Origin of the sequence: Klebsiella sp. 141240, from assembly GCF_050600805.1 — a bacterium.
Classification (GTDB): domain Bacteria; phylum Pseudomonadota; class Gammaproteobacteria; order Enterobacterales; family Enterobacteriaceae; genus Klebsiella; species Klebsiella aerogenes.
On record NZ_JAQIRK010000004.1, the window covers coordinates 1 to 25,708 of the forward strand.

27 protein-coding genes and 2 tRNA genes are annotated in these 25,708 nt (G+C 54.3%); 14 read left to right on the forward strand and 15 right to left on the reverse strand.

What is annotated here, in order from left to right; genetic code table 11:
* Positions 1–375: 375 nt before the first annotated feature.
* The 3 genes from PGQ95_RS08575 to PGQ95_RS08585 form a co-directional block, all read right to left on the reverse strand.
* Positions 376–463 (reverse strand) — tRNA-Ser (locus tag PGQ95_RS08575).
* 146 nt (positions 464–609) lie between these two features.
* Complete coding sequence (locus PGQ95_RS08580; RefSeq protein WP_015367229.1) at positions 610–1,287, reverse strand: isochorismatase family protein; 678 nt, start codon at positions 1,285–1,287, stop codon at positions 610–612.
* Between the two features lie 19 nt (positions 1,288–1,306).
* Entirely contained in the window at positions 1,307–2,167 is an 861-nt protein-coding gene (locus tag PGQ95_RS08585) for a pirin family protein (RefSeq protein WP_430915017.1), read from the reverse strand.
* A gap of 115 nt (positions 2,168–2,282) precedes the next feature.
* Between PGQ95_RS08585 and PGQ95_RS08590 the strand changes: the two genes are divergently transcribed.
* A complete protein-coding gene (locus PGQ95_RS08590) occupies positions 2,283–3,188 on the forward strand; it encodes a LysR family transcriptional regulator (protein WP_015367227.1) in 906 nt (301 codons plus the stop codon).
* Positions 3,189–3,971: 783 nt separating this feature from the next.
* Here PGQ95_RS08590 and PGQ95_RS08595 read toward each other — a convergent pair.
* Positions 3,972–4,059: transfer RNA gene (locus tag PGQ95_RS08595), tRNA-Ser, on the reverse strand.
* Between the two features lie 268 nt (positions 4,060–4,327).
* On the opposite strand from PGQ95_RS08595, the gene ghrA reads away from it, so the two are divergent.
* The 7 genes from ghrA (at position 4,328) to ymdB (ending at position 8,982) form a co-directional block, all read left to right on the forward strand.
* Entirely contained in the window at positions 4,328–5,266 is a 939-nt protein-coding gene (gene ghrA / locus PGQ95_RS08600; protein WP_430917753.1) for a glyoxylate/hydroxypyruvate reductase GhrA, read from the forward strand.
* An 85-nt stretch (positions 5,267–5,351) separates the two neighbouring features.
* Positions 5,352–6,089 carry a phosphatase gene (locus tag PGQ95_RS08605; RefSeq protein ID WP_015367224.1) on the forward strand — a complete coding sequence of 246 codons (738 nt, stop codon included), beginning with the start codon at positions 5,352–5,354 and terminating at the stop codon, positions 6,087–6,089.
* Positions 6,090–6,112: 23 nt separating this feature from the next.
* On the forward strand, positions 6,113–6,667 hold the full coding sequence (locus PGQ95_RS08610) for a TorD/DmsD family molecular chaperone (protein ID WP_430917755.1): 555 nt from the start codon (positions 6,113–6,115) through the stop codon (positions 6,665–6,667).
* 102 nt (positions 6,668–6,769) lie between these two features.
* Complete coding sequence (locus tag PGQ95_RS08615) at positions 6,770–7,252, forward strand: DUF1097 domain-containing protein (RefSeq protein WP_080961886.1); 483 nt, start codon at positions 6,770–6,772, stop codon at positions 7,250–7,252.
* Between the two features lie 287 nt (positions 7,253–7,539).
* The gene (locus PGQ95_RS08620; RefSeq protein ID WP_228302313.1) at positions 7,540–7,836 is read left to right on the forward strand and encodes a fimbrial assembly protein; all 297 of its coding nucleotides are present in this window, start codon (positions 7,540–7,542) and stop codon (positions 7,834–7,836) included.
* A gap of 228 nt (positions 7,837–8,064) precedes the next feature.
* Positions 8,065–8,367, forward strand: coding sequence for a type 1 fimbrial protein (locus PGQ95_RS08625; protein WP_087858023.1), 303 nt, complete (start codon positions 8,065–8,067; stop codon positions 8,365–8,367).
* A gap of 90 nt (positions 8,368–8,457) precedes the next feature.
* Complete coding sequence (ymdB, locus tag PGQ95_RS08630) at positions 8,458–8,982, forward strand: O-acetyl-ADP-ribose deacetylase (protein ID WP_087858022.1); 525 nt, start codon at positions 8,458–8,460, stop codon at positions 8,980–8,982.
* A 44-nt stretch (positions 8,983–9,026) separates the two neighbouring features.
* Here the strand turns inward: ymdB and mdoC are convergent, their stop codons facing one another.
* Complete coding sequence (gene mdoC / locus PGQ95_RS08635) at positions 9,027–10,187, reverse strand: glucans biosynthesis protein MdoC (protein ID WP_430917759.1); 1,161 nt, start codon at positions 10,185–10,187, stop codon at positions 9,027–9,029.
* 252 nt (positions 10,188–10,439) lie between these two features.
* Between mdoC and mdoG the strand changes: the two genes are divergently transcribed.
* The 3 genes from mdoG (at position 10,440) to PGQ95_RS08650 (ending at position 14,803) form a co-directional block, all read left to right on the forward strand.
* Positions 10,440–11,993 carry a glucans biosynthesis protein MdoG gene (gene mdoG / locus PGQ95_RS08640; RefSeq protein WP_045393624.1) on the forward strand — a complete coding sequence of 518 codons (1,554 nt, stop codon included), beginning with the start codon at positions 10,440–10,442 and terminating at the stop codon, positions 11,991–11,993.
* Positions 11,986–14,514: a glucans biosynthesis glucosyltransferase MdoH gene (gene mdoH, locus PGQ95_RS08645; protein WP_113374206.1), complete on the forward strand. Its 2,529-nt coding sequence runs from the start codon at positions 11,986–11,988 to the stop codon at positions 14,512–14,514. Before mdoG ends, mdoH begins: the two co-directional genes overlap by 8 nt.
* A gap of 61 nt (positions 14,515–14,575) precedes the next feature.
* Positions 14,576–14,803 carry a YceK/YidQ family lipoprotein gene (locus PGQ95_RS08650; RefSeq protein ID WP_087858019.1) on the forward strand — a complete coding sequence of 76 codons (228 nt, stop codon included), beginning with the start codon at positions 14,576–14,578 and terminating at the stop codon, positions 14,801–14,803.
* Here the strand turns inward: PGQ95_RS08650 and PGQ95_RS08655 are convergent, their stop codons facing one another.
* The 3 genes from PGQ95_RS08655 to PGQ95_RS08665 form a co-directional block, all read right to left on the reverse strand.
* The gene (locus PGQ95_RS08655; RefSeq protein ID WP_087858018.1) at positions 14,804–15,190 is read right to left on the reverse strand and encodes a MysB family protein; all 387 of its coding nucleotides are present in this window, start codon (positions 15,188–15,190) and stop codon (positions 14,804–14,806) included.
* Between the two features lie 91 nt (positions 15,191–15,281).
* Positions 15,282–16,532: a multidrug efflux MFS transporter MdtG gene (gene mdtG, locus PGQ95_RS08660; RefSeq protein WP_087858017.1), complete on the reverse strand. Its 1,251-nt coding sequence runs from the start codon at positions 16,530–16,532 to the stop codon at positions 15,282–15,284.
* 174 nt (positions 16,533–16,706) lie between these two features.
* The gene (locus PGQ95_RS08665) at positions 16,707–17,627 is read right to left on the reverse strand and encodes a Kdo(2)-lipid IV(A) acyltransferase (RefSeq protein ID WP_087858016.1); all 921 of its coding nucleotides are present in this window, start codon (positions 17,625–17,627) and stop codon (positions 16,707–16,709) included.
* Positions 17,628–17,834: 207 nt separating this feature from the next.
* On the opposite strand from PGQ95_RS08665, the gene PGQ95_RS08670 reads away from it, so the two are divergent.
* Positions 17,835–18,899 (forward strand): rhodanese-related sulfurtransferase, encoded by a 1,065-nt coding sequence (locus tag PGQ95_RS08670; protein ID WP_087858015.1) that lies wholly within the window; start codon positions 17,835–17,837, stop codon positions 18,897–18,899.
* On the opposite strand, the gene PGQ95_RS08675 is transcribed toward PGQ95_RS08670, so the two are convergent.
* From PGQ95_RS08675 to mdtH, 7 genes are all read right to left on the reverse strand, one after another.
* Positions 18,885–18,998, reverse strand: a complete 114-nt coding sequence (locus PGQ95_RS08675; RefSeq protein ID WP_015367210.1) for a YceO family protein — start codon at positions 18,996–18,998, stop codon at positions 18,885–18,887. The two genes, PGQ95_RS08670 and PGQ95_RS08675, sit on opposite strands and share 15 nt — an antisense overlap.
* Before the next feature lie 58 nt (positions 18,999–19,056).
* The gene (gene solA, locus PGQ95_RS08680; RefSeq protein WP_087858014.1) at positions 19,057–20,175 is read right to left on the reverse strand and encodes an N-methyl-L-tryptophan oxidase; all 1,119 of its coding nucleotides are present in this window, start codon (positions 20,173–20,175) and stop codon (positions 19,057–19,059) included.
* A 124-nt stretch (positions 20,176–20,299) separates the two neighbouring features.
* Entirely contained in the window at positions 20,300–20,554 is a 255-nt protein-coding gene (bssS, locus tag PGQ95_RS08685) for a biofilm formation regulator BssS (protein ID WP_015367208.1), read from the reverse strand.
* Between the two features lie 304 nt (positions 20,555–20,858).
* Positions 20,859–21,104, reverse strand: coding sequence for a DNA damage-inducible protein I (dinI, locus tag PGQ95_RS08690; protein WP_087858013.1), 246 nt, complete (start codon positions 21,102–21,104; stop codon positions 20,859–20,861).
* A gap of 73 nt (positions 21,105–21,177) precedes the next feature.
* On the reverse strand, positions 21,178–22,224 hold the full coding sequence (pyrC, locus tag PGQ95_RS08695) for a dihydroorotase (RefSeq protein ID WP_430917763.1): 1,047 nt from the start codon (positions 22,222–22,224) through the stop codon (positions 21,178–21,180).
* A 130-nt stretch (positions 22,225–22,354) separates the two neighbouring features.
* Positions 22,355–22,915: a lipoprotein gene (locus tag PGQ95_RS08700; RefSeq protein WP_087858011.1), complete on the reverse strand. Its 561-nt coding sequence runs from the start codon at positions 22,913–22,915 to the stop codon at positions 22,355–22,357.
* A gap of 114 nt (positions 22,916–23,029) precedes the next feature.
* Complete coding sequence (mdtH, locus tag PGQ95_RS08705) at positions 23,030–24,238, reverse strand: multidrug efflux MFS transporter MdtH (protein WP_015367204.1); 1,209 nt, start codon at positions 24,236–24,238, stop codon at positions 23,030–23,032.
* A gap of 227 nt (positions 24,239–24,465) precedes the next feature.
* On the opposite strand from mdtH, the gene rimJ reads away from it, so the two are divergent.
* Together rimJ and PGQ95_RS08715 are read left to right on the forward strand one after the other, a co-directional pair.
* Positions 24,466–25,050: a ribosomal protein S5-alanine N-acetyltransferase gene (gene rimJ / locus PGQ95_RS08710; protein ID WP_087858010.1), complete on the forward strand. Its 585-nt coding sequence runs from the start codon at positions 24,466–24,468 to the stop codon at positions 25,048–25,050.
* Positions 25,051–25,059: 9 nt separating this feature from the next.
* On the forward strand, positions 25,060–25,707 hold the full coding sequence (locus PGQ95_RS08715) for a YceH family protein (protein ID WP_042892208.1): 648 nt from the start codon (positions 25,060–25,062) through the stop codon (positions 25,705–25,707).
* The last annotated feature ends 1 nt before the right edge of the window (position 25,708 follow it).

Genomic DNA, 25,708 nt, shown 5'->3' on the forward strand with positions numbered 1-25,708 from the left:
TTCTTAAAATATGGCGGTGAGGGGGGGATTGACTCGCTTCGCTCGCCCCTGCGGGGCAGCCCGCTTACTGCGTTCGCGGTCTGTCCAACTGGCTGCGCCAGTTGTCGAACCCCGGTCGGGGGTTCTCATCCCCCCGTACGGAGAATATAAAAGAAAAAAGCCCGTACTTTCGTACGAGCTCTTCTTAAAATATGGCGGTGAGGGGGGGATTGACTCGCTTCGCTCGCCCCTGCGGGGCAGCCCGCTTACTGCGTTCGCGGTCTGTCCAACTGGCTGTGCCAGTTGTCGAACCCCGGTCGGGGGTTCTCATCCCCCCAGCGGGTGCCACATGCGAAAAAAAAGCCCGTACTTTCGTACGAGCTCTCATCTCGAATATGGCGGTGAGGGGGGGATTCGAACCCCCGATACGTTGCCGTATACACACTTTCCAGGCGTGCTCCTTCAGCCACTCGGACACCTCACCATATTGTCTTGCTGCTCACCTTGGGTGGGCAACGGGGCGCTACTATAGGGAGTTGAGCTAAAACGGTCAAGCATATTTTTTTCTTTCTTTACCGTTCGGTTAAGCAATGAACACTGCCCCGTCGATTCATCGACGGGGCAGCTATTTTAACGCTGGGAGTCCAGCTTTTCGTTATTCTTCACGACGTCCTGCGCCTTGCTGTAGCTTTCAATCAGCAACTGATACGCCGGGAAGACTTTGGTGTACACCTCAGCCCACTCGGCGGCATCCGGACGGTTCCAGGTGCGCTGCAGTTCAGAGGCTACCGCGGCGGTATCCATTGGTACTACGCCGGCCTGGACTACGCGGGCCAGGGTGATCTCCTGCGCCATTTTGCTATAGGTACCCGAGGCGTCGATAACGGCAAACACCTTATAACCGTCGGCGACGGCGGCAATCGCCGGGAAAGCCATGCACACGCTGGTAATAGTACCGGCAATGATTAAGGTTTTACGCCCGGTGGCTTTCACCGCGGCGACAAACTCCGGGTTATCCCAGGCGTTGATCTCGCCTTTACGCGCAATATACTTCGCATGCGGCGCATTTTCATGAATTTCCGGAATCAACGGGCCGTTCGGGCCCTGCGGCACGGAAGCGGTGGTGATCACCGGGATCCCGGCAAGCGATGCCATTTTCGCCAGCGCGGCGGCGCGAGCGCGCAGTTCCGGCATCGGCATATCGCCGACGGTCTGAAACAGGCCGCTTTGGTGGTCAATCAACAGCATCGCGGTATCGTTAACATCAATCACCGGACGAGAACCGTTAAAGTTAGCTGGAGTAGACATATTCTTCACCTCAATTTCGTTAGATTTGGCCAAAACGGCCGCTGTTAAAATCGCGAATTGCTTCGGCAATTTGCGTTTTGGTATTCATCACAAACGGGCCGTAGCCCACGATCGGCTCCTGGAGCGGCTCGCCGGCCATCAGCAGAACCTTCGCGTTGGAGCCCGCTTCCAGATGGAAGGCTTCACCTTTTTGGCTCAGCACTACCAGCTGTCCTTCCCGTGCGTTTTCGGTACCGTTGACGGTGACTTCGCCCTCGAGTACAACCAACGCGGTGCTCCAGCCTTCCGGCTGATGCAATGTCACATCGTGACTTTGTTTGAGCTGCATATCCCACACGTTCAACGGTGAGAACGTATGCGCTGGGCCGGCGACATCGCCGTAACGCCCGGCAATCACTCTGACGCTGCCGGCCTCGTCTTCCAGCGTCGCTTGCGGAATGACGTCTGCGGTAATGCTCTGATAGCCCGGGGTCGTCATCTTGTCTTTCGCCGGCAGGTTGACCCACAGCTGCATCATTTTCAGTTCACCGCCGGAGCGGGTGAACGCTTCCGAGTGGAACTCTTCATGCAGGATCCCGGCCCCAGCCGTCATCCACTGCACGTCGCCAGGGCCGATAATGCCGCCTCTGCCGGTTGAGTCGCGATGCTCTACTTCACCGGAGTAGACAATGGTGACGGTTTCGAATCCGCGATGCGGATGCTCGCCGACGCCGCGTTTACCGTTTCCCGCCGGAAAAGTATGCGGACCGGCATAGTCGAGCAGTAAAAATGGGCTCAGTTGTTCGCCGTGGGTCTGGTAAGAAAACATTGAGCGAACCGGGAAACCGTCACCCACCCAGTGCTGCGAAGGGGCGGTGTAAACGCCAGTAATCTGTTTCATGGTTATCTCCTGCGTGTCTGTATCTGATGTGAATAAGCTTATATCTGGGGCTAATATTCCGGTAGATAGCGAAAATGACCTATACTGTTCTAAAAATGGAACGATGGAGAAAAGGATGCAGGATCTCAACGACCTGGCCTGGTTTGTTCAGGTGGTAGACCATGGCGGTTTTGCCGCTGCTGGTCGGGCGCTCGACCAGCCTAAATCCAAACTCAGCCGCCGCATTGCGCAACTGGAAGAACGCTTGGGCGTGCGCCTGATTCAACGAACCACCCGACAGTTCGCCGTCACGGAAGTCGGCCAAACTTTCTACCAACATTGCAAGGCGATGTTGATAGAAGCCGAAGCGGCGCATCAGGCGGTAGAAACGCTGCAATCTGAACCGCGCGGCAGCGTCAAGCTCACCTGCCCGGTAACCCTGCTGCATGCCCATGTTGGCCCGATGCTGGCACGCTTTATGGTGCGATACCCTGGAGTAACGCTGCATCTGGAAGCCACCAATCGGCGGGTGGATGTGGTGGGCGAGGGGGTTGACGTGGCCATCCGCGTGCGGCCAAGGCCATTTGAAGATAGCGACCTGGTCATGCGGGTGTTGGCCGATCGCGGTCATCGCCTGGTGGCGAGTCCGGCGCTGATCGCTCGGCTTGGGCGCCCACAGGCGCCGGCGGAATTGAGTACCTGGCCGGGGCTAAGTATTGGCGCCGGAAAACATCAGCATAAATGGCAGCTGACCGGTCCGGAGGGGGCGCGAGCCGAGGTTTATTTCACCCCGCGGATGGTGACCAGCGATATGCTGGCGCTGCGCGAGGCGGCCATGGCGGGCGTTGGCGTGGTTCAACTTCCTTTATTAATGGTGCGCGATCAGCTGGCGTCAGGGGAGCTGGAAATCGTGCTTGATGAGTGGCAACCGCGTCGGGAAGTCATTCATGCGGTGTTCGCCTCGCGGCGCGGTTTATTACCTTCCGTCAGAGCGCTGGTGGATTATCTCAGCGAAGAGTATCAGCGGATGGAAGAGGATTAGCTTCGTTTTTTCCCGGCGGCGCTGCGCTTGGCCGGGCTACTGGCTAATGGTGCGGCCTGTGGGATGGGTAGCCCGGGCGAGGCATTTATGCCGACCCCGGGAAGGGCGGCGGTGCCACATGCGAAAAAAAAGCCCGTACTTTCGTACGAGCTCTTCTTAAAATATGGCGGTGAGGGGGGATTGACTCGCTTCGCTCGCCGTTACTCGGCCCATCCATGGGCCTCGCCCCTTCGGGGCCAACGCAGGCGTTGTTCAAAAACGCTCCCGGCGTTTTTGTCGGGGCAGCCCGCTTACTGCGTTCGCGGACTGTCCAACTGGCTGCGCCAGTTGTCGAACCCCGGTCGGGGGTTCTCATCCCCCCAGCGGGTGCCACATGCGAAAAAAAAGCCCGTACTTTCGTACGAGCTCTTCTTAAAATATGGCGGTGAGGGGGGGATTGACTCGCTTCGCTCGCCCCTACGGGGCAGCCCGCTTACTGCGTTCGCGGTCTGTCCAACTGGCTGTGCCAGTTGTCGAACCCTGGTCGGGGGTTCTCGTCCCCCCCAACGGAGAATATAAAAGAAAAGAGCCCGTACTTTCGTACGAGCTCTCATCTCGAATATGGCGGTGAGGGGGGGATTGACTCGCTTCGCTCGCCCCTGCGGGGCAGCCCACTTACTGCGTTCGCGGTCTGTCCAACTGGCTGCGCCAGTTGTCGAACCCCGGTCGGGGGTTCTCGTCCCCCCCAACGGAGAATATAAAAGAAAAGAGCCCGTACTTTCGTACGAGCTCTCATCTCGAATATGGCGGTGAGGGGGGGATTCGAACCCCCGATACGTTGCCGTATACACACTTTCCAGGCGTGCTCCTTCAGCCACTCGGACACCTCACCATATTGTCTTTCCCGTTGTTGCTGGGAACGGGCGCTAATGTAGGGAAATACGTATCTCCCGTCAATCATCTTTTTTAAAAAAAGATGCGTTTAGCCAAACTTCAAACAACTTGCTTCTTAATCGCGCGGTAATCGTTTTTTTTGTCGCCATTCTCTTTATTGCTCGATAGCGATGCGGAATTTGTTATGCTGGCAAACCAATACAAAACAAAGAGTAAAACACGACGCAAACCTCAACCTACTCACGCGTCAGTAATCAGGAGTCATTATGGAGATTATTTTTTACCACCCAACGTTCGATACCCCATACTGGATAGCAGAACTGGAAAAACATCTGCCGGGAGCGCGCGTTCGTGAGTGGAAACCTGGCGACAATCAACCAGCCGACTATGCGCTGGTCTGGCATCCACCGGTAGAAATGCTGCAAGGCCGCGAATTGAAAGCGGTTTTTGCCCTCGGCGCAGGCGTGGATTCCATTCTTAGCAAGCTGCGGGAACATCCGGAAATGCTGCCGCTTTCGATTCCGCTGTTCCGCCTCGAAGATACCGGCATGGGCCTGCAGATGCAGGAATATGCGGTAAGCCAGGTATTGCACTGGTTCCGCCGCTTTGATGATTATCAGGCGCTGAAGCAGGAATCCCGCTGGCAGCCGTTGCCGGAATATCGTCGCGAGGATTTCACTATTGGTATCATGGGGGCAGGGGTGTTGGGCGGCAAAGTCGCGGAAAGCCTGTTGCGCTGGGGTTTCCCGCTGCGCTGCTGGAGCCGTAGCCACAAATCCTGGCCGCAGGTTGAGAGTTTTGCCGGTCAGGAAGAACTGGGCGCGTTTCTACAAGAAACCCGAGTGCTGATCAACCTGTTGCCCAATACGGCCGAAACCGTCGGCATCATTAATGAAACCTTACTTTCTCAACTTCCGGATAACAGCTATGTTCTGAATCTCGCCCGCGGCGTGCATATCGTCGAGCCGGATTTACTGGCGGCGCTTAATAGCGGCAAACTGAAAGGGGCGATGCTGGATGTCTTTAGCCGCGAACCGTTGCCGAAAGAGAGCCCGCTGTGGGCGCATCCGCGCGTGGCCATGACGCCGCATATTGCCGCCGTTACCCGTCCGCAGGAAGCAATTGCCTATATCGCCAGCACCATTAGCCACCTGGAGCGGGGTGAAACGGTCAGCGGGCTGGTCGACCGCCAGCGCGGTTACTAATCGATAACCCCGCTACGGCGGGGTTTTTACTGATCATGACTCCTGATTCCTGCTATTCTTGCCACAAATAGAGGAGGAGATTGTGATGTATCCTGTTGACCTGCACATGCATACCGTCGCCAGCACCCACGCCTACAGTACCCTGCATGACTATATTGCCGAGGCCAAACGTAAAGGCATTAAACTATTTGCGATAACCGATCACGGCCCGGATATGGCAGATGCCCCGCACTACTGGCATTTCGTCAATATGCGTATCTGGCCGCGTCTGGTTGATGGCGTCGGCATTCTGCGCGGTATTGAAGCGAATATCAAAAATACCCAAGGTGAAATTGACTGTACCGGACCAATGCTGACTTCGCTGGATCTGATCATTGCTGGATTTCATGAGCCAGTATTCCCGCCCCAGGATAAAGCCACTCATACTGAAGCGATGATTGCCGCGATTGCCAGTGGCGCAGTCCACATGATTAGCCATCCTGGTAATCCGAAGTTCCCAATCGATATTCCAGCGGTAGCCGAAGCGGCGGCAAAGCATCATGTGGCGCTGGAAATTAATAATTCCTCATTCCTCTCATCGCGTATTGGTAGTGAGGATAATTGCCGGGCGATCGCCGCCGCAGTGCGTGATGCGGGTGGTTGGGTGGCGCTGGGTTCGGACTCGCATACCGCCTTTACCCTTGGCGAATTTACCGAATGCCGCAAAATCCTTGACGCGGTGAATTTCCCGGAAGAGCGGATCCTCAACGTCAGTCCGCGTCGACTATTGAATTTCCTCGAATCACGCGGAATGCCGGCGATTGCGGAATTTGCAGACCTTTAATTTGAACCACTGGAACATATTGTATGAATGAATTTTCAATCCTCTGTCGCGTGCTGGGCTCGCTGTACTATCGTCAGCCGCAGGATCCGCTGTTAGTGCCGCTGTTCACGCTGATTCGCGATGGCAAGCTGGCCGCCAGCTGGCCGCTGGAACAGGATGAATTACTGGAGCGTCTGCAGAAGAGTTGTGATACCCAGCCCTTAACCGCTGATTACAACGCCCTGTTCGTCGGTGACGAATGTGCGGTTTCACCTTATCGTAGCGCGTGGGTTGAAGGGGCCACTGAAGCGGAAGTCCGCGGTTTTCTTACTCAACACGGTATTCCCACTGGCGAAGGCCCGACCGATCATATCGGATCCTTACTGCTGGCCGCATCCTGGCTTGAAGATCATGCCTCGGATGACGAAAGCGAAACGCTGGAAACGTTGTTTGCCGATTATCTATTGCCGTGGTGCGGCACCTTCCTTGGAAAAATGGAAGCGCATGCGCAAACTGCATTCTGGCGCACCATGGCGCTATTAACGCGTGAAGCGATTTCCGCGATGTGGGATGAACTACAGGAAGAAAACGACGAATAAATGTGACACAGGTCACTTTTGATGTGAAACAGCAAACTCACGCATTCATATTGTGTGTTCTGGATCGCATTTGGTTGCCGCGTATCTGCTATGATACGCGGCATGAACATACTCTTCGCAATCGCACTCACGACGGGCATTCTCTCCGGCATTTGGGGATGGGTGGCGGTCTCACTTGGCCTGCTGAGCTGGGCCGGATTCCTCGGCTGTACGGCCTATTTCGCGTGCCCACAGGGCGGTCTGAAAGGGCTGTTGATTTCCGCCTGCACGGTCATGAGCGGCGTGATATGGGCGCTGGTGATTATTTACGGTAGCGCGTTGGCGCCGCAGCTGGAAATCCTCAGCTATGTGATGACCGGAATAGTCGCTTTCCTGATGTGCATTCAGGCGCGCCAGCTGCTGCTCTCTTTTGTTCCCGGAACCTTTATCGGCGCCTGCGCGACGTTTGCCGCGAGCGGCGACTGGCGCATTGTCGTGCCGTCTCTGGCGCTGGGATTGGTTTTTGGCTATGCCATGAAAAATAGCGGGCTGTGGCTGGCAGCGCGAGCGGCAAAGAATAAATCTTTGGCTAACGATCACGTCTGATTTTCTTCACATTTCCTCGATGACGGGAGGAAGCTTCCCGTCACGCACTACATGAAAGCCTTTTCGCATCAACCCCTCTTCGATTGTTTTTTCCTCTTAATGCAGACATTTTGAGCAAACAAACCATAATAATTTGATACCGTTTGCAAAAACGAAGAGAAAAAAGTATCAACAGGTACTTCATATATATACTGATTTTGTATGTAGTTGCTTGTATTCAACTGCGCTCATGGATGATTTGTAAGGTTTTTTTGACCGTTACGCAGAGGGGTTTTGCCGTGAAAAAAATGACTGGCGTACTACTTGCTACAGTTTGTTTCCTTCCCGCTTTATTGACTTTTTCGACTACCTCTAGCGCCGCAAGCGGCGTGATTCGTTTCCACGGCGGCGTTGTCGAACCGCCTTGTCAAATTCGTTCTTCAGAAGATCAGGTCTCGATGGCCTGCGCTAAGCAGAAGTCAGTTACTTTTTCTGCTCAGCAGGTGGCCCGAGGGGATCTGCAACATGCCAATATCAAATCTACGCAATTAACCTACATTAATCCTCAGCACACTAACGCTATCCTCGAAGTGAATTATCGTTAACAGTACAGCCCCTGCCGGACCCGCAGGGGTTTTCCCGTCTCTCACCTGATATTCCCACGCAGATTTTTTGTAGCAAAATCAAGATGAATCGGTTTTGTTATCAAAAAGAAAACAAAAAGTAATATATTTGTGTTTTATAACGCAATCATTGCCTTGCCGTAGTCTGGCGGCGCAGTGCGCTCAGGGATGGCCTGTTGCTTCTTTGCTATTCAAACAGAGGAGTCTGCCGTGATAAAAAAAATCCACGCCTTAGCGGTGCCATGTCTGATGTTGTCATGCTTATTTGGCTCAGTGAATGCCGCGCCGACCGGCGGCGTTGTCGCCATTTACGGGCAGGTCGTTGACCCCTCCTGCGAAGCCAATAGTGTGGGTGATAAGATTGAAATGGCCTGTCCGCGGCTGCGTACCCATATGGTTTCGCCGCAGGTGCTGACGACGGGGAATTACAGCAATGACGCCGTCCATTCGGCACAATTAAAGTATATTGATCCGCAACATACCCGCGCTATCCTCGAAGTGAATTATCGCTAAATACTGGCCCTCAGGCTTCCGCCTTGGGGGCTATCATGCCATAGTAGACATCACGCTAGGTATGAAGACGTTTGCCGACAGGAGGGGGAAATGGTTGTTCAACCTGAAGTAGTTCTCGGCGATATTACGACGTTGCAGGTAGATGTTATTGTTAACGCGGCCAACCCATCGTTACTGGGCGGCGGTGGCGTTGATGGCGCCATTCATCGGGCCGCGGGCCCGGAATTACTGGCCGCCTGCAAAATAGTCCGTCAGCAGCAGGGCGAATGTCCGCCCGGGCATGCGGTTATCACCAGCGCCGGTAATTTACCGGCCAGCGCGGTGATTCATGCGGTCGGCCCCGTCTGGCACGGCGGCGGCGAGCAGGAAGCTGAATTACTGGCGGATGCCTATCGCAATAGTCTGTTGCTGGCGGCAGCCAATAATTATCGTTCTATTGCTTTTCCGGCTATCAGCACCGGCGTATATGGCTATCCGAAACAGGCGGCGGCGGAAATTGCGGTAAAAACGGTGAATGCTTTCCTCACCCGATATAATCCGCTGGAACGGGTCTATTTCGTCTGTTTTGATAAAGAAACGGCGGAAATCTATCAGCGATTATTACAGGCAGAATGAATCGTGATACCGACAGCGCGCGGGCGCGCTGTCGGTTGCAGATTTTAGTTAACCGACACCGGCGCTTTCGCCGGTTTTTGTTGCGGTTTACCTGAGAACAGGAAGCGCAGCAGCGGAATACGAAGATGGATTTCGTACAATATCAGCGCAATCCCCACCACAAATACCAGTCCGGTGATAAAACCTAACAGGTTCGATTTTATTATCGGCGTAATCCATGCCCCATACAGCAGGGTGAGCGGATGGTGCACCAGGTAGATAAACAGCGAAGCGTTGACGAAGTAAGTCACCCGAGCGGACTGGAAGTTAAGCAGGCGGTGGCCCAGTGAGAACACCACGTTTACCATCCACAGCCCCAGCACCATCGTAATCACCGATTCGGTTTCATACATCCAGCCATCGCCAGAACCATACTGCTGGTTAAGACGATAGGCGATAAAGCCCAGCAGAGCGCCAACAAAACACCAGGGTGATGAAGTGGTGAACATCGCTTTTAGTCGCGGATTGATGAAGGTCTGCGCGCCGAGAATGAAGAACGGCAGATAAAACAGGGTCTGCATAACGATAAAGTTAAACAGTCCGTTGCTGAGAATCGGCGGGTATACGATAAAAATGGTGCGACGGATCACCGCATACAATACGCCAAGCCCCAGAAAAATCAGCGATAATTGACTGAATGTGACGGTGTCACCGAAGCTGACGGTCTGCGTTTTTCGCCGATTGGCCAGCCACTTAAACAGCACTATCCCGGCGGTGGTCAGCACCACGAGCACCAGCAAAAACCACAGATGGGAGATAAGCTCCCAGGCCAGGGTGTTGAATTTGTCATAGCCGGAGAGCGTATGCCAGTCCTGGGCTTTACCATTGACGTATTGCAGCATCAGAAACTGCGGCAGGGTGAGCAGCGGGATCGCGGTGAGCATCGGGATGCCAACTCGCTCTACACGCACTTTCCACCATTTCTTCAGCGGATAGCGGAGAAAAAGCATGTATGAGAAATAGCCGGAAATAACAAAGAAGACCTGCATACGGAAGGCATGGATAAAATCGTTGAACAGCGTTAGCCCCCAGGAGGGCTCCAGGCTATTCACATGCCAGCTGTGGCTGGAGTAGATAAGTGAGATGTGAAACGGGATCCCTAACAGCATCAGCCAGGCGCGGATACTGTCGAAGAAATATTCACGTTCTACTGGTGTTTTATTCATAAATTCACAACAATCTCAGACAATTCGTCTTATCACTCAGGGCGATAACGGTTACATTGCCAGCAACCCTACATGAACTCAGGGTATCTGTCTCCAGGATAAGTACGCAAAGTGCAATATGGGACAGAGAACTGTTTATTCCCTGGTCCGCTAAGCTGAACAATGCAGGGATTATGTTGTCGGATTGCCTGAGTTTCCATTAAAATAGATCGGATCGATTTAAGCACACAAAGGGGGAAGTGCTTACTTACTATGAAACATAAACCACAGATGATGAAAATGCGTTGGTTAAGCGCAGCCGTAATGTTGTCCCTGTGTACTTCATCTGCATGGGCATTCAGCATTGATGACGTAGCAAAACAGGCGAAAACGTTAGCCGGGAAAGGCTATGAAGCGCCAAAAAGTAACCTGCCCTCCGCCTTCCGCGATATGAAATACGCGGATTACCAGCAAATCCAGTTCAATCACGATAAAGCCTACTGGAATAATCTGAAGACCCCATTCAAGCTGGAATTTTACCACCAGGGCATGTATTTCGACACGCCGGTTACTATTAATGAAGTGACCAGCACCAGCGTACGTAAAATTAAATATAGCCCGGATTATTTTAATTTTGGCAATGTTCAGCACGATAAAGACACGGTGAAAGACCTTGGTTTCGCCGGTTTTAAAGTACTGTATCCGATCAATAGCAAAGACAAGAATGACGAAATCGTCAGCATGCTCGGGGCCAGCTACTTCCGCGTTCTGGGCCAGGGTCAGGTCTATGGGCTTTCCGCCCGCGGCCTGGCTATCGATACCGCGCTGCCGTCCGGCGAAGAGTTCCCTCGCTTCCGCGAGTTCTGGATTGAGCGTCCGAAAGCGACCGATAAGCGCTTAACTATCTACGCGCTGCTGGATTCCCCGCGTGCGACCGGCGCCTATCGCTTTGTGATTATGCCCGGGCGCGACACCGTGGTTGATGTGCAGTCGAAGGTTTATCTGCGCGACAAAGTCGGCAAGCTTGGCGTGGCGCCGTTGACCAGTATGTTCCTGTTTGGGCCGAACCAACCGTCGCCGACCACCAACTATCGTCCGGAATTACATGACTCCAACGGTCTGTCGATTCTTGCCGGTAACGGCGAGTGGATCTGGCGTCCGCTGAATAACCCGAAACATCTGGCCGTCAGTAGTTATGCGATGGAGAACCCGCAAGGGTTTGGCCTGCTGCAGCGTGGCCGCCAGTTCTCCCGATTTGAAGATCTCGACGATCGTTACGACCAGCGCCCGAGCGCGTGGATCACTCCGAAAGGCGACTGGGGTAAGGGTAAAGTCGAATTGGTTGAAATCCCGACCAACGATGAAACCAACGATAATATCGTCACCTACTGGACCCCGGATCAGCTGCCGGAACCAGGCAAAGAGATGAACTTCAAGTACTCTATTACCTTCAGCCGCGATGAAGACAAACTGCATGCGCCAGACAGCGCTTATGTGGTGCAGACTCGCCGCTCAACCGGTGATGTGAAGCAGTCTAATCTCATTCGCCAGCCAGATGGCACCATCGCTTTCATCGTTGATTTCACCGGCGCTGACATGAAAAAAATGGCGGCGGATACCCCGGTAACGGCGCAGGCGAGCATCGGCGATAACGCCGAAATCGTGGAAAACTCGGTCCGCTATAATCCGGTTATCAAAGGTTGGCGTATGACCCTGCGCGTGAAAGTGAAAGATCCGAAGAAAACCACGGAAATGCGTGCGGCGCTGGTCAATGGCGATCAGACGCTAAGCGAAACCTGGAGCTATCAGCTGCCTGCCAATGAATAAGATAACGAATTATATCGACGCATTGCCGCTGTCGGATGCAGAAAAAGCCGCATTACCTGATACGAGCCTGCAAGCCGTACATGAAGCGCTTGACGCAGAGCATCATCATTTTTCGCGCGATGAAGATTCCCCATTAGGATCGGTAAAAGCGCGGCTGGAGCATAGCTGGCCGGACTCTCTGGCCGGCGATCAGCTGGTGAAAGATGATGAAGGACGCACTCAGCTTCATGCGATGCCGAAAGCGAAACGTTCCTCGATGATCCCCGACCCGTGGCGTACCAACCCGGTAGGCCGCTTCTGGGATCGTCTGCGTGGCCGTGATGTGACTCCGCGCTATCTCTCTCGTCTCACGCAGGAAGAGCGCGAAAGCGAACAGAAATGGCGTACCGTCGGCACCATTCGCCGCTATATTTTGCTGCTGCTGACGCTGGCGCAAACGGTGGTGGCCACGTGGTATATGAAGACCATCCTCCCTTATCAGGGGTGGGCGTTGATCAATCCATCCGATATGGTTGGCCAGGATCTATGGGTCTCCTTCATGCAGCTACTGCCGTACGTGTTGCAGACCGGCATCCTGATCCTCTTCGCGGTACTTTTCTGCTGGGTCTCGGCCGGTTTCTGGACCGCGCTGATGGGCTTCCTGCAACTGCTGATCGGGCGTGATAAATACAGTATTTCGGCATCCACCGTTGGTGACGAGCCGCTGAACCCGGAACACCGGACGGCGCTTATTATGCCAATCTGCAACGAAGATGTTGACCGCGTGTTTGCCGGCCTGCGCGCCACCTGGGAATCGGTGAAAGCGACGGGTAACGCTGCGCATTTTGACGTTTACGTGCTAAGCGACAGCTACGACCCGGATATTTGCGTTGCCGAGCAAAAAGCGTGGATGGAGTTGATTGCCGAAGTGCAGGGTGAAGGCCAGATCTTCTATCGTCGCCGTCGCCGTCGCGTGAAACGTAAAAGCGGCAACATCGATGATTTCTGCCGTCGCTGGGGTAGCCAGTATAGTTACATGGTGGTGCTCGACGCTGACTCAGTGATGACCGGCGAGTGCCTGAGCGGGCTGGTGCGCCTGATGGAAGCGAATCCGAATGCCGGGATCATCCAGTCTTCGCCGCGCGCCTCCGGTATGGATACCCTTTATGCGCGCTGCCAGCAGTTCGCCACCCGCGTGTACGGCCCGCTGTTTACCGCCGGGCTGCACTTCTGGCAGTTGGGTGAATCGCACTACTGGGGTCACAACGCCATTATCCGCGTGAAGCCGTTCATCGAACACTGTGCGCTGGCGCCGCTGCCGGGCGAGGGTAACTTTGCCGGTTCGATTCTGTCGCATGACTTCGTGGAAGCCGCGCTGATGCGCCGTGCGGGTTGGGGCGTATGGATCGCCTACGATCTGCCAGGCTCCTATGAAGAGCTGCCGCCGAACCTGCTGGATGAGCTGAAGCGCGACCGTCGCTGGTGTCAGGGTAACCTGATGAACTTCCGCCTGTTCCTGGTGAAAGGGATGCACCCGGTACACCGTGCGGTGTTCCTGACCGGCGTCATGTCTTATCTGTCGGCGCCGCTGTGGTTTATGTTCCTTGCATTGTCGACTGCGCTGCAGGTCGTGCACGCCCTGACCGAGCCGCAATACTTCCTGCAACCGCGCCAGCTGTTCCCGGTATGGCCGCAGTGGCGTCCAGAACTGGCTATCGCGCTGTTTGCCTCGACCATGGTACTGCTGTTCCTGCCGAAACTGCTGAGTATCATTCTGGTGTGGTGCAAGGGGCCGAAAGAGTACGGCGGCTTCTTCCGCGTGACGCTTTCCCTGCTGCTGGAGGTGCTGTTCTCGGTGCTGCTGGCGCCGGTGCGCATGCTGTTCCACACCGTGTTCGTGGTCAGCGCGTTCCTCGGTTGGGAGGTGGTGTGGAATTCACCGCAGCGCGATGATGACTCAACGCCCTGGGGCGAGGCCTTTATGCGTCACGGCTCGCAGCTGCTTCTGGGTCTGGTTTGGGCGGTTGGTATGGCGTGGCTGGATCTGCGTTTCCTGTTCTGGCTGGCGCCTATCGTCGTGTCGCTAATTCTCTCTCCATTTGTTTCGGCAATTTCCAGCCGCGCGACGGTAGGTCTGCGTACTAAACGCTGGAAATTGTTCCTGATCCCGGAAGAGTATTCGCCGCCGCAGGTACTGAAAGATACCGATGCTTACCTGACTCTGAACCGTCAGCGTTCGCTGGGCGATGGCTTTATGCATGCGGTGTTTAACCCATCGTTCAACGCCCTGGCGACGGCAATGGCAACGGCGCGTCATCGCCACGGTCGTATTCTGGATATTGCCCGTGAACGCCACGTTGAGCAGGCGCTGAATGAAACGCCTGATAAACTTAACCGCGATCGTCGTCTGGTTCTGTTAAGCGATCCTGTAACGATGTCGCGTCTGCACTACCGCGTGTGGAACTCCCCGGAGAAATACTCTTCCTGGGTGGGGGAGTATCAGAAACTCACGCTGAACCCGCTGGCGTTGAAAACGAAGTAAGCCGTACGTTAAGGAAAATACCGGCAATTGTGCCGGTATTTTTTTGCCTGAGAGGAAGTGAATGAGAATATTTGTGCTTATCGCCATGACGCTGGTACTCAGCGGCTGCGGCAGCATTATTAGCCGTACGGTACCGGGGCAGGGCCATGGCAACCAATATTACCCCGGCGTACAGTGGGATGTTCGCGATTCAGGCTGGCGCTATCTGACCATTCTCGATCTGCCATTCTCGCTGGTATTTGATACGCTGTTGCTGCCGTTAGACGCCAGCCATGGTCCCTATGAGTAATTAACGCTCGTCCCACTCATCGGCTGCCGTCTGCCCCTCTTCGGTATCCAGGGAAGGCTCCAGCTGAAACTCGCCTTCATCCCATTCGTGTAGCGTATTTTCTTCCACCCACTCCTGGCGTAGCTCGATTTCGTCATAATCACCGTCAAATACGCTTTGCGCCGCTTCACCACTGAGCATGGGGAGACACTCGCCTTCTTCATCTTCGCTGGCGAAGAATTCAGCCCGCCAGGCGATATCACCGTCCTGGAGTACGTACTTCTGCATATTGAACTGTTCGATATCGGCAGTTTCTTCATCGCTATCGGGATTATCGGCCAAAAACTCTTCCCGGGCGGCGTCGATTGCCTCTTCGAGCGTGGCGTAGAAAACTGATTCCGTTGACATAGCTAACCCCCTAAGAAGAATGAAAAAGGAACACGTTTCAATCTATAGAAGGCGGTTAGCCTGGCGTCAAGGCAGAGAAGCGCTGAAGCGCTTAATTTACCGAACGTTTACCCGAGCCTCCGTCATCCGCTGAAGCGTTATGCCGTGGGCGACGTAGACTGATGGTCGAGTAAAAAGCGTTAAACAGGACGACGCAGGCGGTGACGAGGAACACGGCGCGGAAGCCGTAGTTAGCCGAGACCGAGGCGCCGATTAACGGCCCGGTGACGTTGCCAATATCGCGAAATGACTGGTTATAGCTGAAGATACGCCCCGATATCTGGCTGGTGGAGTTGTACACCAGCAGAGTTTGTACGGCGGGTAATAGCGCGCCGTCGGCGGCGCCGAGCAAAAAGCGCAGAATACCCAGCTGTAGCGGCGTCTGAACGAATGACATTGGGACCAGCAGCAGCACGGAAATAACCAGGGCAACGATCAGGATCTTTTCCGGCCCAATACGATCGCCGAGCTTGCCTAAACGTGGCGCGCTCAGCAGGGCGGCAATGCCGGGTACGGAGGCAATCATACCGCTAATAAAGGCGATATTGCTGACGTTACCCGCCAGGTCGCGCACGTAGAGCGTCAGGATCGGCGCAATGGAACCCGTCGCCACCTGGATAATCAATGAGGTCACGAACAAGCTGAGCACCAGTTTAGGGTTCTTGAGCGAACCGAAAACGTCCCTGGCATTGAGCATCTCTTTTTTGTTCACCGGAACAAAGTTTTCGCGAATCAAAAATAGGGTGAACAGGAAGCAGATAAACAGCACCGTGGCGGTCATGAAGAAGACGGTGCGCAAACCCCAGTGGTCGGCAAGGAAACCGCCCGCCAGCGGGCCAAGGAGGGCGCCGCTTACCGCGCCGGTTGAAAGCGTTCCTAGCGCCCAGCCGCTTTTTTGACGCGGGATCTGGGTTGCGATCAGCGCATTGGCATTGGGGATAAAACCGCCCAGTAAACCCAGCAGCGCGCGCAGGATCAGGAATTGCCAAATGTTTTGCGCCATGCCCATCAGCATCATGACGATGGCCATTCCCAGCGCTGAACGCAGCAGCATAATCTTACGCCCTTTACGGTCTGCTAATCCGCCCCAGAACGGCGAGGCAACGGCGGAAAACAGGAAGGTAATGCTAAACACCAACCCTGACCACATATTCAGCGCGCTATGGCCGGTCACACCCAACTGTTCGACATAGAGTGGCAAAAAAGGCATCACGAGGCTAAAGGCGGCGCCGGTTAAAAAGCAGCCAAGCCAGGTGACGGTAAGATTTCGTTTCCAGTTAATAGGCGTATCAGCAGACGACATAAGGTCTCACTGGCCCGCGGCGCGGGTCAAAATAAAGGAAAATATGAGCCTGCTAATTATGCGCCTGAGAAATGGTTGTCGCAATGGAGCGTAGCTTTTAAAGCTAAAGGAGTATTAAAAAGGATCGGCGGTAAAAATATATCCGGGCAGGGGACCACCCGGATAATGAGTCAATCAGTAGCGCGAAGGCACGCCTTCCGGACGCGTCTTAAAGCGACGATGCAGCCACATATATTGCTCTGGCGCCATCATGATGCATTGTTCGACGATTTTGTTCATCCATGCGGCGGTGGTCTCCGCGTTATCCAACGGCGGATCGCACTCCGGCGGCAGCATGATGAGCTCATAGCCTTTGCCGTTTGGTTTGCGGCGCGGAACAAATGGCACAATGCAGGCTTTGGACATTTTCGCCAGCATCCAGGTACCCGAAGTGGTGGCGGCCTGGTCGACGGCGAACAGCGGCGCGAAGACGCTGGCGGTCGGGCCGTAGTCGTGATCCGGGGCGTACCAGACCACTTCGCCTTTTTTCAGCGCGCGGATCATGCCTTTGAGATCTTTACGGTCAATCATATCTTTGTTGGAACGCAGGCGGCCCCAGGTCTGCAGCCAGTCGATAACCGGATTGTCATTCGGGCGATAGACGCCGATACCGGGCTCGTTCATGCCGAACATGCGCGCGCCCATTTCCAGCGTCAGGAAATGAATACCAATCAACAGAATGCCGCGCTGTTGTGCCTGCACGTCGCGGACATATTGGAAGCCGATGGTGTCTGTCCAGCGCGCAATGCGTCGGGTTGGCCAGAACCATGCCATCCCGGTTTCCATCAGGCCCATGCCGACGGACTCAAAGTTTTGTACTACCAGCTGATGACGCTCTTGCTCGCTCTTCTCAGGAAAGCAGAGTTCAAGATTGCGATAAGCGATTTTTGCGCGGCGTTTCATAAAACGCATTGCCAGACGACCAATGGCATTACCGAGACGGTAGATAACCGGATAAGGGAGTTGGACAACTAACCACAACAGGCCTATGCCCAGCCAAAGCAGCCAGTAGCGCGGATGGAGCAGCGCGGCGGAAAATTTCGGTAAATGGGTCATTTCATACCTGTCTGATTTAACAACGCGTTCTATTATCGCATTTTTTTGCGCTGCCGCCAAAAGCAGTCTCCTGCTGAAGCTGATTGTTAACGGCTGAAAATTACGTGGCTGAAATGTAGCGTAAAATGTAGGGATGTAAATTAACGGTGTTTGCTATATGATGCCCGCCGTTTATTTTACTCATTTCCTATGTCGAGCAGGTACACCATGCCAGTGTTACACAACCGCATTTCAAATGAGACGTTAAAGGCGCAGATGCTGGCTGAAACCGAGCCGCGCACGACGATCTCGTTCTATAAATATTTCACTATCGTTGACCCGAAAGCGACCCGCGACGCCCTGTGGCTGGCGCTGACTAAGCTGAATGTCTTTGGCCGCATCTATCTGGCCCATGAAGGTATCAATGCGCAGATCAGCGTGCCGGAAAGCAAGGTCGCGGCGTTACGTGAGTTTCTCGATGGTTTTGACCCGGCGCTGAAAGGGTTACGTCTGAATATCGCGCTGGATGATGACGGTAAATCCTTCTGGGTCCTGCGCCTCAAGGTTCGCGACCGTATTGTGGCCGACGGTATTGATGACCCGACTTTTGATCCCTCTGACGTGGGCGAGTACCTGAAAGCGGCGGAAGTGAACGCGATGCTGGACGATCCGGACGCGGTATTCATCGATATGCGCAACCATTATGAATACGAAGTCGGTCACTTCGAGAACGCGATGGAAATTCCGGCGGATACCTTCCGCGATCAATTGCCGAAAGCGGTTGAGATGATGCAGGAGTACAAAGACAAGAAGATTGTCATGTACTGTACCGGCGGCATTCGCTGTGAGAAAGCCAGCGCCTGGATGAAGCATAGCGGTTTCAATAAGGTGTGGCACATTGAAGGCGGGATTATCGAGTACGCACGCCGCGCCCGTGAACAGGGCTTGCCGGTACGCTTTATCGGTAAGAACTTTGTCTTTGACGAGAGAATGGGCGAGCGTATTTCTGATGATGTGATTGCCCACTGCCATCAATGCGGCGCACCGTGCGACAGCCACACCAATTGCCTCAACGACGGCTGCCATTTGCTGTTTATTCAGTGCCCGGCTTGTGCCGAGAAATTTGCCGGTTGCTGCAGCGAAGCCTGTATGGAAGAGCATAAACTGCCGGAAGAGGAGCAGCGCAAATTGCGGGCGGGGCGAGAAAATGGCAATAAGATTTTTAATAAATCCCGCGGCCGTCTTAATACCAAACTAGGTATCCCGGATCCCGACCCGTCAGTAAAACCATAACCAGATGAGGTCGATTACTGCTAGCAGCAGCCACAGCGCGAGATAAATCATAAAGTGCTCGCGCACGTTGTTGACTAACCAGTGGTACAGGCGACGCATACACGCTCTCTGAGATGAAACGGCCTCAATCGAGGCCGTTTTGTTTTATAGCTGGCTATTATTGTGAAAATCGCGCCAGCGAGAAGGGAGTCAGATCAAACTCCGTCGTTTCACCTTGCGCAAATTGCGTCGCAATTTCGCCAAGTACCGGCGCAAACTTGAAACCGTGACCGCTTAAACCGGTAATGAGTAATGTATTGTCGTGACCGGGAAGGGTATCAATGATGAAATCTTCATCTGCCGTATTATCGTATGTGCAGGAAGCGCCGTGCAGGCAGCCGCCAATTCCGGGTAGCACGTTGCGCAGGAAATTGAACGACTCAGAGCCATCGCTGGCGACAGCGCCAAACGGTTTCCGCTCGCCCGGCTCGGAAATCAGCTGGCCGCCATTATGCTTGCCGATCTTCAATTCGTTGTCTTCCGCCGGGAAGCCATAATACTGATCGCCATTCGGCAGCTCGCCGGTGAAAGCCGGGAAGTTATTTTTCGCGCTATAGCGACCATCGGCCTGGAACCAGGCGAAGACTTTACGTACCGGTTGAATGGGCAGTTCCGGCAATAATTTTGTTACCCAGGTCCCGGCGCTGATCAGCAGTTTTTTGCCGCTGTAGCTACCATCGGCGGTATCAATGGTCACGCCGTCGGTGTGATGGTGAATTGCGGTAACCGGGCAGTTGAACAGTTGGGCGCAGCCCGCTTCGCGCGCCAGGCGAATCCAGGTTTCTACCGCCAGCTCGCTGCGTAACACGCCGGAAGCCGGTTCAAAAATAGCCCGGTAATCTTGCGGGATACGAATCTCCGGCCAACGTTTCATAACCGCCTCAGCATCCAGCTCTTCCACGTTAAGCTCAAACTGACGCGCGCTGTGGGCCACGTTATTGAGAAAATCGGAGCCGGCGGGGCCAAGGTTAATAACCCCGGTTTTTTCGAATACGGCCTCGCCGCTACTTTGCGCAAATTCGTCCCATAGCTGCTGGGCGCGTAGCACCAACGGTACGTATCTTTCGCCCTCGCCATAAGCGTGACGAATCAGACGCGTGTTGCCATGGTGGCTGCCTTCCAGGTGCGGCGGTTTGTGGGCATCGGTCATCAGGACATTCAGACCGGCGCGGCGGGCGTAATAGCCAGCGGCAGCGCCAACGGAGCCGCTACCGATAATGATGAGGTCGTATTGCATGGTGAGTTCCGGGTTATTGTTTTATTAGCAGGGTAATTAACATCAGCCGGATGTACAAGCGCGAAAAATAATTCAGGCACCCGCAGGTGCCTGTTCAGTGAATATTTAGACATCATCGGTGATGCTAATGTCTGCGATACTCATTTGCCTGGTAATCGCCAGATTCTATCTTCGCTATTCCTGCTTCCAGAATAGAAATAAACTGACGTGCGACATCCGTCGTTAGCCATAGCGTCTGGCCAATTTCTGCTTCTTTATCGCTTTCTTGGGTGGGGTTTTGGTAGTGCAGGCGCAACATCAGCGCATCGTAGCTATCAACGGTGCTGATGTCCCATCCGACGAGGGGATGGGTCTGGATGACTTCATTATTCTTTTCCATCATAACCCCTTATTCATATGTTAAAAGACAACAATTCTCGAGGTTTAATGCTTGTTTTCTGAAGCAGGTTAATTATATCAGCAGTTAAGTGCAAACTCGAGAAAATAAATAATTAGAGACAAATTTTGCGCTGATCGGTTGTTTTTTGCGCGGATTTCATCCTGAGTCTCATTATTTTTTAAGGAATTTATCAGGATATTAAGGAAAGTCTTAGTTATAGGCGGAGATAAAAAAGCCGGGGCGACCCGGCAAAAAAAAGCACAATGAGGGAGCAAATTGATTTTGCGTAAGCAAACCCGGAGGCTTAGTCGTGGATAAACCAATCGTCGGCGCTTTCCCAGGTTTCCTGCAGGATTTCGCTAATCCGGTCTTTGTCTTCTTTCAGGCCACCGATGACAGATAAATTATTGCCGGCGGCGTAACGTACCGTGACCTGGTTTTCTCGTTCCGGATAATGTTGAGCGATACGCTTAGCGAGTTCGTTATTCAGCGCTTCCAGCGCGCCGCTGGGTAAGGCTGTGGTTTTGGCAATTGACACTTCGATGCGCATAATGGCCCCCTGGGTAATATACTGTTTATTTATACAGTAACACTTGCGCATTTACAACAGGGGGCAAAAAACTTTATTTTTTCATCGTCCAACGCACGGTTTCACCGGCCAGGAACGGCACCAACGTATCGTCTGGAAGAGCGATACTTTCGGCAACGGTGCTCTCTTCACGTACCAGTTCAACGTAGCTTTCATTCACCGGCAGGCCGTAGAAACGCGGGCCATTCAGCGAGCAGAAAGCCTCAAAATGCTCCAGCACATTCATCTCTTCAAAGACGGTGGCGTAGCTGCCGAGCGCGGTGGGGGCATTGAAACAGCCCGCACAGCCGCAGCTGGCCTCTTTACGGTGGCGCGCGTGCGGGGCGGAGTCTGTGCCGAGGAAGGCGCGGCTGAACCCGCTGGCGACCAGTTCACGCAGCGCCTGCTGGTGGACGTTTCGCTTGAGGATCGGCAGGCAGTATAGATGCGGACGAATACCGCCAACCAGCATATGATTGCGGTTAAACATCAGATGCTGCGGCGTGATGGTGGCGGCCAGCAGTTCGTTGCCGTCGCGCACGTATTCAGCAGCATCTTTGGTGGTGATATGTTCGAAGACCACTTTTAACCCCGGCAGCCGTTTGCGCAGCGGTTCCATCACCGTCTCGATAAAGCGCGCTTCGCGATCGAAGATATCGATATCAGCATGGGTAACTTCGCCGTGCACCAGTAGCGGCATGCCCAGTTTTTCCATCCGTTCCAGTACCGGCATGATGGCGTCGGTGCTGGTTACGCCGTGACTGGAATTGGTAGTGGCGTTTGCCGGGTAGAGCTTGGCTGCGGTGAACACGCCTTCATGGAAACCGCGCTCCAGTTCGTCCGGGTCGAGCGTGTCGGTCAGGTAGCAGGTCATCAGCGGCGTGAAATCATGCCCGGCGGGAATTGCATCGATGATGCGCTGGCGGTAAGCAATGGCAGCAGCGACGGTCGTTACCGGCGGTACCAGATTCGGCATCACGATCGCCCGGCCATAAAACTCACTGGTGTAAGGCACGACGGTTTTCAACATATCATCATCGCGTAAATGAATATGCCAGTCGTCAGGGCGGCGGATTTTCAATACCTGGGGTTGTGCTGTCATGGAAGGCTCCGGCTAATTGGTTCAGTCATCAGGGCTGTTTTTTGCCGGGCACTAAGGATAAGCGTAAACGTTTTCCTTTGCACTCATTTCCGTAAAAAATTAAGGGCGCCATATTCAGCGCCCTTATCGTTTAGTCAGTGAAGGGGATGATTATCTCGCCCGGTTTCACTTCGATGCCTTTAGCGTATTTCTTCGCTAAGGCTTCGCCGGTGCTGGCATCTTCACGCAGAACGTAGGCCGGTTGCTGGTTGAAATAACTGCGCAGCGACTGATTCAGATAAGGGATCAGCGTCTGTACCACGGAGGTGAGCTTTTCCGGCTTAACTTTCGCATCGACGACTTCCATTTCACGCAGATAAATCGCGCCTTGCTCTTTATTGAACACCGGCAGCGCTTTGAGCTTCAGGTCGATGGTCGCTTTCTGATTGCCAAACAGCGAATTCAGATCCAGATTAGCGGTTCCGCTCAGCGCCACTTTATTCGGCTCTTCACGACCGATGGCGCTGGTCAGGTTTTGCAGTTCAATATGCGCATCCGCTACGCCAGGCAGGCCGATATCTTTGGCGAAGTGATTACGTTTCTGCAGCGCCTGGTTAATCTCCTGCTCGCTAACGGAGTATTGCGTAAGCTGGTTACATCCGCTCAGAAGGCCGCCGACAATCAGCGCGGCCGCGATCAACATCTTTTTCATTGGGTTCCTTAACGTCATGCCATAGCTAATCCTGACACAAAGCAGCATGGTCTGCTAGCCCCGCTTGTACTAGCGGAAAATGCTGAAAAAAAGGATTACCACTTTGGCCGAGCGTCAGGTGCGCGGTTCCAGCATGCCGGAAGCCGAGCGTTTTTGACTGAACTGCCACCACAGCGCAATGAATGTCGCAAAGCCGATAATGCCCAGCATCAGCCACGGCAGCTCGGGCTGATTGAGCACTTTACCGGCGTCAAACAGCCAGCCGCCGCCGGCGTACCCCAGCGCGCCGCCGAAAGCCAGGCCAAGGCGGCTGAAACCCATATAGCTGCCGCGAGCGCGGGCATCGGCCAGTGACGCGCCCAGCGTTTCGCGCGCGGGTTCGGCAATGATTGAGCCGATATAAAAGATACAGATTAGGGTAAACAGCTGCTGCAGTGTGCTGGTTAAGCCAATCGGCAGCATCGCCGCCGTCATCACCAGCAAACCCGCCATCAGACGATGCTCGAGGCGAAAACGTTTCTCGCTCCAGCGGGCGATGGGGTACAGCAGCGTCAAGGAAATTGTCGCTTCAATGGCATACATCCATTTCACCGCCGCCGGAGAGCCTGCAATATCGTTAACCATAATCGGCAGCATAAGCATCACCTGCACGGCCAGCATGTAGTAACCGGTCAGGGTCAGCACATAAGTGACAAAGCGCTTATCGCGTAACACCAGCCCCAGTCCTTCGCGGATTGGCGTTTTGACCGTCGAGAGTTTCCATGCCGGCAGATACCAGGCGTTAAACGCGGCACAGGCAATGAAGAGCGCTGCCCCTGCGCTGCACACCAGACGGAAATCGTACTGTAAGAGCCAACTGCCCAGCAGAGCGCCGATGACCGCGCCGGCGCTATCCTGCATCATCAGGATAGAGAAGAAGCGACCACGTTGATGCGGGCGCACCAGTTTGACCACCAGCGCCGCTCGCGGCGGGTCGAACAGGGTGCCGCCGAGACCGGACAAAATGCATGAAAGCCAGAGCACCCAGGGCTCATGGGCGACGGCCATCGCCGCGAAACCGCCGGCGCGCATCAGCATCCCGGTGACAATCATCGGTTTGGCGCCGAAACGGTCGGCAATCGCGCCGCCGAAGATGCCTAAACCTTGTTGCACCAGTTGACGTAGACCGAGGGCAATACCGACCATCAGCGCCGCCCAGCCCATTTGGTCGACAAAACGGATCGATATCAGGGGGAATACGACAAAAAAGCCGAGCACAACCAGCATGTTATCGACCAACAGGAAATATTTACCCAGGCTCCTTGCCTGCGATACGCGGGACATTTCCCCTCCAGGGAAAAAGAAAGATAAGCTTAGATATTCTGCGGTGGCGGCGGTTATTTTCCCAGCATACTGGCGACAATATTTTTTTATCAAAAAGCAAGATCGATTGAGGCTATTCATCGAAAAACGGAGGTGGTGCAGAAAATGGTATGTTGCTGTTTTCCCACCTTCACTCAGGGAAGGTATAGTGAAAGATATCAGTTTGGGGCAGGGAACAGGAGTGAGGAATGTTTGGCTATCGCAGTAACGTACCCAAGGTGCGTTTGACGACGGACCGGCTGGTGGTGCGGCTGGTTCACGATCGTGACGCCTGGCGTCTGGCCGATTACTACGCGGAAAATAAAGGGTTCCTGAAACCCTGGGAGCCGGTGCGCGATGAAAGCCACTGTTATCCCTCCGGCTGGCAGGCGCGGTTATCGATGATTACGGAGTTTCACAAACAGGGTTCGGCATTTTATTTCGCGCTACTCGATCCTGATGAGAAAGAGATTATTGGCGTAGCGAATTTCTCAAACGTGGTGCGTGGTTCATTCCATGCCTGCTATCTCGGCTATTCCATTGGTGAAAAGTGGCAAGGGCAGGGGCTGATGTTTGAAGCGCTGACCGCGGCGATTCGCTATATGCAACGTACGCAGCATGTCCACCGCATCATGGCCAACTATATGCCGCATAACAAACGCAGCGGCGATCTGCTCGCCCGGCTCGGATTCGAAAAAGAGGGTTACGCAAAGGACTACCTCCTCATTGATGGACAATGGCGAGATCACGTATTGACGGCGTTAACGGCCACTGACTGGACCCCAGGGCGCTAAGGAGACAACATGAAATATCAGCTAACCGCGCATGAAGCGCGCATCATTGGTTGCCTGCTGGAGAAGCAGGTAACCACGCCGGAACAGTATCCGCTATCAGTGAATGCGGTGGTTACCGCCTGTAACCAGAAAACCAACCGCGAGCCGGTGATGTCGCTGGCGGAAAGCGATGTCCAGGATTTGCTGGATGAGCTGGTTAAACGCCACTACCTGCGTACGGTAAGCGGTTTTGGCAACCGGGTAACCAAATATGAACAGCGCTTCTGCAATTCCGAATTTGGCGACCTCAAATTAACGGCGGCGGAAGTCGCCATCGTCACGACGCTGCTGCTGCGCGGCGCGCAAACGCCAGGCGAGCTGCGCAGCCGCGCGCAGCGGATGTATGAATTCCGCGATATGGCCGAGGTGGAAAGCACGCTCGACAATTTGGCCAGTCGTGAAGACGGTCCTTACGTCGCGCGCCTTCCGCGCGAGCCGGGTAAACGCGAAAGCCGCTATATGCACCTGTTTTGTGATGACATGGATTCGCTCATTACCGTCGTGGAAGCCGTGTCCCCGCCGAATGACGATTTGCAGGCGCGCGTTGAGGCGCTGGAAAGTGAAGTCGCTGAGCTCAAAATACGTCTTGATTCCCTGCTGGCTCATTTAGGAGAGTAAC

Bases quoted from the DNA above. Each gene is read 5' to 3' on its own strand.
- PGQ95_RS08700 (WP_087858011.1), bottom strand. From the start codon at position 22,915: ATGAAAAAGATGTTGATCGCGGCCGCGCTGATTGTCGGCGGCCTTCTG.
- PGQ95_RS08605 (WP_015367224.1), top strand. From the start codon at position 5,352: ATGTATCCTGTTGACCTGCACATGCATACCGTCGCCAGCACCCACGCC.
- bssS (WP_015367208.1), bottom strand. From the start codon at position 20,554: ATGGAAAAGAATAATGAAGTCATCCAGACCCATCCCCTCGTCGGATGG.
- PGQ95_RS08675 (WP_015367210.1), bottom strand. From the start codon at position 18,998: ATGCGTCGCCTGTACCACTGGTTAGTCAACAACGTGCGCGAGCACTTT.
- PGQ95_RS08655 (WP_087858018.1), bottom strand. From the start codon at position 15,190: ATGTCAACGGAATCAGTTTTCTACGCCACGCTCGAAGAGGCAATCGAC.
- PGQ95_RS08585 (WP_430915017.1), bottom strand. From the start codon at position 2,167: ATGAAACAGATTACTGGCGTTTACACCGCCCCTTCGCAGCACTGGGTG.
- PGQ95_RS08665 (WP_087858016.1), bottom strand. From the start codon at position 17,627: ATGACCCATTTACCGAAATTTTCCGCCGCGCTGCTCCATCCGCGCTAC.
- PGQ95_RS08615 (WP_080961886.1), top strand. From the start codon at position 6,770: ATGAACATACTCTTCGCAATCGCACTCACGACGGGCATTCTCTCCGGC.
- mdtG (WP_087858017.1), bottom strand. From the start codon at position 16,532: ATGTCGTCTGCTGATACGCCTATTAACTGGAAACGAAATCTTACCGTC.
- mdoC (WP_430917759.1), bottom strand. From the start codon at position 10,187: ATGAATAAAACACCAGTAGAACGTGAATATTTCTTCGACAGTATCCGC.
- ghrA (WP_430917753.1), top strand. From the start codon at position 4,328: ATGGAGATTATTTTTTACCACCCAACGTTCGATACCCCATACTGGATA.
- PGQ95_RS08715 (WP_042892208.1), top strand. From the start codon at position 25,060: ATGAAATATCAGCTAACCGCGCATGAAGCGCGCATCATTGGTTGCCTG.
- dinI (WP_087858013.1), bottom strand. From the start codon at position 21,104: ATGCGCATCGAAGTGTCAATTGCCAAAACCACAGCCTTACCCAGCGGC.
- mdoH (WP_113374206.1), top strand. From the start codon at position 11,986: ATGAATAAGATAACGAATTATATCGACGCATTGCCGCTGTCGGATGCA.
- PGQ95_RS08590 (WP_015367227.1), top strand. From the start codon at position 2,283: ATGCAGGATCTCAACGACCTGGCCTGGTTTGTTCAGGTGGTAGACCAT.
- PGQ95_RS08670 (WP_087858015.1), top strand. From the start codon at position 17,835: ATGCCAGTGTTACACAACCGCATTTCAAATGAGACGTTAAAGGCGCAG.
- mdoG (WP_045393624.1), top strand. From the start codon at position 10,440: ATGAAACATAAACCACAGATGATGAAAATGCGTTGGTTAAGCGCAGCC.
- mdtH (WP_015367204.1), bottom strand. From the start codon at position 24,238: ATGTCCCGCGTATCGCAGGCAAGGAGCCTGGGTAAATATTTCCTGTTG.
- PGQ95_RS08620 (WP_228302313.1), top strand. From the start codon at position 7,540: ATGACTGGCGTACTACTTGCTACAGTTTGTTTCCTTCCCGCTTTATTG.
- ymdB (WP_087858022.1), top strand. From the start codon at position 8,458: ATGGTTGTTCAACCTGAAGTAGTTCTCGGCGATATTACGACGTTGCAG.
- PGQ95_RS08580 (WP_015367229.1), bottom strand. From the start codon at position 1,287: ATGTCTACTCCAGCTAACTTTAACGGTTCTCGTCCGGTGATTGATGTT.
- pyrC (WP_430917763.1), bottom strand. From the start codon at position 22,224: ATGACAGCACAACCCCAGGTATTGAAAATCCGCCGCCCTGACGACTGG.
- PGQ95_RS08650 (WP_087858019.1), top strand. From the start codon at position 14,576: ATGAGAATATTTGTGCTTATCGCCATGACGCTGGTACTCAGCGGCTGC.
- rimJ (WP_087858010.1), top strand. From the start codon at position 24,466: ATGTTTGGCTATCGCAGTAACGTACCCAAGGTGCGTTTGACGACGGAC.
- solA (WP_087858014.1), bottom strand. From the start codon at position 20,175: ATGCAATACGACCTCATCATTATCGGTAGCGGCTCCGTTGGCGCTGCC.
- PGQ95_RS08610 (WP_430917755.1), top strand. From the start codon at position 6,113: ATGAATGAATTTTCAATCCTCTGTCGCGTGCTGGGCTCGCTGTACTAT.